Here is a 398-nt window from a genome sequence, read left to right on the forward strand (position 1 = left end):
GATGGGCGTTTCCGCCATCAGCATGATTGGCGACTGCTACGCGCAGAACCAGAAAGAGTTGAAGCAGTACTATCAGCAAGTGGATGAACAAGGAAATGCGCTGTGGCGTGGTATTGCGCTAACGCGTGATGACTGTATTCGCCGCGATGTGATTAAGTCGCTCATCTGCAACTTCCGCCTGGATTACGCCCCTATTGAGAAACAGTGGGATTTGCACTTCGCTGATTACTTTGCGGAAGATCTCAAGCTGCTCGCCCCGTTAGCAAAAGATGGGCTGGTGGATGTGGATGAGAAGGGAATACAGGTGACGGCGAAAGGTCGCTTGCTGATCCGCAACATTTGCATGTGCTTTGATACCTATCTGCGCCAGAAAGCGCGGATGCAGCAGTTCTCACGGG

Annotated in this window: 1 protein-coding gene; it reads left to right on the forward strand. The window is 52.3% G+C overall.

Going from position 1 to position 398, the window contains the following annotated elements; translation table 11 throughout:
- The coding region (locus tag ETC02_RS17115) for an oxygen-independent coproporphyrinogen III oxidase (RefSeq protein WP_216367884.1) at positions 1-398 on the forward strand (398 nt) is incomplete at both ends.

The sequence above is a fragment of the Geobacillus sp. DSP4a genome, assembly GCF_013096875.1.
In the GTDB taxonomy this organism is placed as follows: domain Bacteria; phylum Bacillota; class Bacilli; order Bacillales; family Anoxybacillaceae; genus Geobacillus; species Geobacillus thermophilus.